General features: G+C 59.0%; 3 protein-coding genes. 2 read left to right on the top strand and 1 reads right to left on the bottom strand.

The features are described 5' to 3' along the window. Positions 1-357 precede the first annotated feature (357 nt). Positions 358-1983 (top strand): AmpG family muropeptide MFS transporter, encoded by a 1626-nt coding sequence (locus tag ACO54Z_RS00840; RefSeq protein ID WP_485995313.1) that lies wholly within the window; start codon positions 358-360, stop codon positions 1981-1983. A gap of 43 nt (positions 1984-2026) precedes the next feature. Here ACO54Z_RS00840 and ACO54Z_RS00845 read toward each other — a convergent pair whose 3' ends face one another. Beyond that, positions 2027-2995 carry a C40 family peptidase gene (locus ACO54Z_RS00845; protein ID WP_485995314.1) on the bottom strand — a complete coding sequence of 323 codons (969 nt, stop codon included), beginning with the start codon at positions 2993-2995 and terminating at the stop codon, positions 2027-2029. 699 nt (positions 2996-3694) lie between these two features. Here ACO54Z_RS00845 and ACO54Z_RS00850 point away from each other — a divergent pair. Beyond that, a complete protein-coding gene (locus ACO54Z_RS00850) occupies positions 3695-4594 on the top strand; it encodes a DUF1152 domain-containing protein (protein WP_485995315.1) in 900 nt (299 codons plus the stop codon). Positions 4595-4839: the final 245 nt, after the last annotated feature.

The following is a 4839-nucleotide window of genomic DNA, read 5'->3' on the forward strand; positions in this document are numbered from 1 at the left end:
TCCGTTGCTTTTTGTTTGCCCGCCGTTTATCAGCATACATTTTAGGACACCACCCGATAGTAATTGGTCATAACACGATGATTTTGCGCGTAGGTTGGGTTAGCGCGCAGCGGAGCTATAGGGAGTATAGCGATACACGCAAAGTTCTGTACAAGACGCACCGCGGAAGACTGTACGCGGTTGTACAGCGCGGGTTCCCCTAAAATAACGGCTTCGCCATTTTTTAGAGTGCCCGGTCAAGCGGCGCAACACCGTATGAGGCTTTCGGTGGACGGCTATATTTGTCGCCTTTGCCGCATCGCCGCCGCAATCCGCCTATACTGCGCGCCGTTTTGTTCCTTTCAACCCGTACTGCCCATGCCCACCGCCCTTCGCCGCTGGCTCGCCGCCGCCGCCATTTACACCGACCGCCGCGCCATCACGCTTTTCCTGCTCGGCATCGCCGCCGGGCTGCCGTTCCTCCTCATCTTTTCCAGCCTTTCTATCTGGCTGAACGAAGCGGGCGTGGCGCGCGATACCGTCACCCGTTTCAGTTGGGCGGCACTCGCCTATTCCTTCAAATTCGTCTGGTCGCCGCTGGCCGACGCCCTGCCGCTGCCACTTTTGACGCGCACATTGGGACGGCGGCGCGCCTGGCTGCTGCTCGCGCAATGCGGGGTCATCGCCGCCATTTGCCTAATGGCGCTGATTGACCCGGCGCGGCCGGGGGCTTTGCCGCAAATGGCGCTGGCGGCAGTACTGCTCGGCTTTTCCTCGGCGACGCAGGACATTGTCATTGACGCCTACCGCATCGAGATTGCCCCCCATGACGCGGCGATGCAGGCGGCGACGGCGGCGAGTTACACCGCGGGCTACCGCTGCGGCATGATTCTCTCCGGCGCGGGCGCGCTGCTGCTCGCCGGATTTTTCGGCTCCACCGCGCTGGTGTATCACTACCCCGCCTGGCGCGCGACCTATCTCATCATGGCGGCGCTGATGGGCATCGGCATCGCCACCACGCTGCTGGTGCGCGAACCGCCCGCCGTTGCCCGCAGCGCGCCGCGTCCGCCGGGCGACAACCTGCGGCTGTTGGCACTCTTTGCCGTCGCCGTCGCCGCGCTCATCGCCGCCTATCGCGCGCTGGATGCACTACCCGCCGCCAATGGCGGGGTACTGGCGCTGTTGCGGGAAACGCTGCGCCTCGCGGGCGGGCTGGCCGCTGCCGCATCGGCAGGAATGCTGCTGGTGCGTACCGGGCTGGTGCGGCGTGAGCTGGCGTGGCAGACGTGGCTTGAACCGCTTGCCGATTTCTTCCGCCGCTATGGCCGCGCCGCGCTGCTGCTGCTGGCGCTGGTCGGACTGTACCGCAGCGCCGACATCGTCGCAGGCGCCATTACCAACCTGTTCTACCAGAACCTCGGCTACAGCAAGGCGGAAATTGCCAGCGCGGTCAAGATATTCGGCGTGGCAATGACGCTCGGCGGCGGTTTCCTTGGCGGCCTGCTGGCGCAACGCTACCCGCTGATGCGGATGATGATGGCGGGCGCGGTGCTGACTGCGACCACCAACCTGCTGTTCGTGCTGCTCGCCTGGTATGGCGACAAAAGCGCGTGGTTGCCGCTCGCCGCAGTCGCCGACGCGCCGCAGTGGCAGGCGCTCTGCCCGCCGCTCTCAGGCATCGCCCGCGCGCTGGCGGCGGCGCAGGATGGCAAACTCTGGCTGCTCTACGGCGTGGTCGGCTTTGACAACCTCGCCGCCGGGATTGCCGCCTCAGTCTTCATCGCCTTCCTCTCGTCGCTGACCAGCATCCGCTTCACCGCGGTGCAATACGCGATTTTCAGCTCGCTGATGACGCTGTTGCCGAAGACGCTCGGCGGTTATTCCGGCGGCATCGTCGATGCCATCGGCTACCCCGCCTTCTTTACCTTTACCGCGCTGCTCGGCGTGCCGGTGCTGGCGCTGGTGTACTGGACGGAGCGGCGGCTGTATCGCGGCGGGGCATAAAAAAACCGGGCGCAATGCCTGGTTTTTTTGACGGTGGTGCGATTTAGCGCCGCGCGGTAACGACTTTGCTCTTTTTGAGCACGGCGGCGACCTTCGCCTTTTCCTTGTTGGTCTGCGCGCGTTTGGCGACACGCTTGTCGCGTACCACAGCGTTCTTCTTGCCCTGGCTGGCGATGATGACCGTTTTCTCGCCTTTCAACGCGCGACGCGCGCCCGCATAGCGTCGCTTCCAGTTGGGACGCCCCATGTCTTCAATGCGGACTTTGCTGCCGGTCTGCGGCGCGTGCAGCATTTTGCCGCCACCGAGATACAGCCCGACATGATTGATTACCCCGTTACGGCGGAAGAAAACAAGATCGCCCGGCTGCGGATTGCTGGCGACGGGCAGCCGCGAAAACTGTTCACGACTGTTGCGCGGGATGGAAACGCCCTGTTTCTGATAAAGATAATGCACGAGGCCGGAGCAATCGAACCCTTTGGGCGACGCGCCACCCCAAACATAGGGCGTGCCAATGAATTTCTTGCCGTGATTGAGCAGGGTACTGCGGGGATTGCCCTTGCCACTGGCGGCAGCCGTTTCATGCTTCTTGAACAGCGCGGGGGCTTTCTTGCCCGCCTTGTCTTTCTTGTGGTTCGCTTTGTCCGTTTTTTGCGCGACCACTTTTTGGGATGCAGGCTGGCGCTTGTCGCTGCCTTTCTGCGGTTTCTCTTGCTTGACAAGCGTGCGCTTTTTCTCGCTCGCCTTGTCTTTCCGCCCGTTATGCGCGGTTTCCGTTTTTTTCTGGCGCTCCGGTTTTACCGCGGCAACCGTTGCCGCCTTTTTCTGCGCTGTTTCTACAGCTTTTTTATCCGCAACGGAGTTGGCTTTCTCATTTTTTTTCTCCGCCGCAGCCTTTTTAGCAGGCACTTTGCTGCTGCTTTGGGTTTTGACCACAGGAGACGGTTTGGCTGCGGGCGCAGCATAAAGACTCTGGCAGGCAAGCAGCAGAGACAGTAAAACAAGTTTCTTCATGATTACAACGGGATAGTGAGGTGATGAAAATGGATAGGCGTTATCCTAAGGGAAAATGGCCTGATTGTCATCTTACCGTGTGCGATAACTGAAAAATTACCGCCAATACCGCTATTGAACCGCCCCAAAATTACAGCGCACTCAAATATAGCCATCCACCGAAAACCTCATACTGTGTTGCGCCGCCTGACCGGGCACCCTAAAAAATGGCGAAGCCATTTTTTAGGGAAACCCGCGCCGTACAACCGCGTACTGTCTTCGGCGACGCGCCTTGTCTGAAACTTTCGGTGGATGACTATATTAGACTTCCTTCCAAACCATAACTTGCACGACAACCCGATAAAATCCCAAACCTGCCGAGCTATTGTCTGCTGCCCCCACCCTAACCCTCCCCCACAGGGGGAGGGGACTCATTGACTGCAAAAATAGCAATGATTTCATGACCATCCATATGCGATACGGCAGCAGTTATTAGAATCTGCCGCATAACGGCTCCCTCCCCCGTGGGGGAGGGTTGGGGTGGGGGCAGGGATACAAATTCGAAAAAACGTATACCTTCGCCTGGTTTGGAAAGAGGTCTATTAGTTCGTCCGGACTATCGCCCGATGCTGAAGCGTGCTACCTTCTTTTCGCGCCGTATTACCAGAGCCCCTCATGCAAATTCCCTTCTTTGAACACATCCGCGATGGCGAGCGATTTTTGCTCGCGGGCTGCGGTGGCGGTTACGACATTGTCGCCGCCATTCCGCTTTACCGCTATTTACGCCAACGGGGCAAAACCGTCATTCTCGCCAACCTTTCTTTTACCCGACTGGAATTTACCGATTGCGTCGAAATCGTGCCGGGTTGTTACCGGGTGGATGAACATTCCGCTGGCGTGCCGTATTTCCCGGAGAAATTCATTCACGAATGGTTAAGCGCCCGCGGCGAATCGCCCGTGATTTACGCCTTTACCAAAACGCTGGGCGTACAGAGCCTGCGGCGCGCTTATCAATATCTGCGCAAGCGGTATCAGCTGGATACGCTGGTTCTCGCGGATGGCGGTACGGACAGTTTGATGTTAGGTGACGAGACAGGAACAGGGACAATTGTTGAAGACAGTCTTTCCATTTTGGCGGCCGCGCGGGCGGGATTTACGCGCAGCTATTTGTGTGCGGTCGGTTTTGGCATTGAGCAACATCACGGGCTGGATCATTATCCCTGTTTGCAGAATATGGCGGCGCTGACCAAAGCGGGCGCGTATCTTGGCGCGCAGAGTCTGACTGCGGAAATGGCGGAAGGTGCGACCTATCTGGCATTGGCGGATTTCTTGAATGAACGCTTTGCCGCACATCAGAGTATTGTCGTTAATTCGATTGCGGCGGCAATGCGGGGGGAATTCGGTGATTTCCATGGCACGCCGCGCACGCGCGGCAGCGAGCAGTTTGTCAATCCGTTGATGCCGCTGTATTGGTATTTCCGCTTGCCCGCCATTGCCGAACGCATTGTGTACCGCGATGCGGTGATGGCATCGGAGACGATGGCGGAATTTCTCACGGCTTTTCGGGATTACCGCGACAACCACCCGCGCCGCAGCGGGCGGCGGGATTTGCCGATTTAGGCGCTGTTTACCATTCATCCGTGAATCTTTGCAGGTTGGGTTAGGGGCTGTTTGCAATTCGTTTTGTATACCGTCGCTAACGCGGCTTGTTTGCTGCCCCCACCCCGACCCTCCCCCACGGGGGAGGGGGTAGTTTGGTGGTCGACCGCAGAACGAAGCCCGCAACGGGGCGGGTTTGAATTGCAAACAGCCCCTAGGGGCTGTTTACAATTCACTCATAGCGGTAACCAAACCATGATGCAGCC

This window comes from Cardiobacterium sp., from assembly GCF_057314735.1.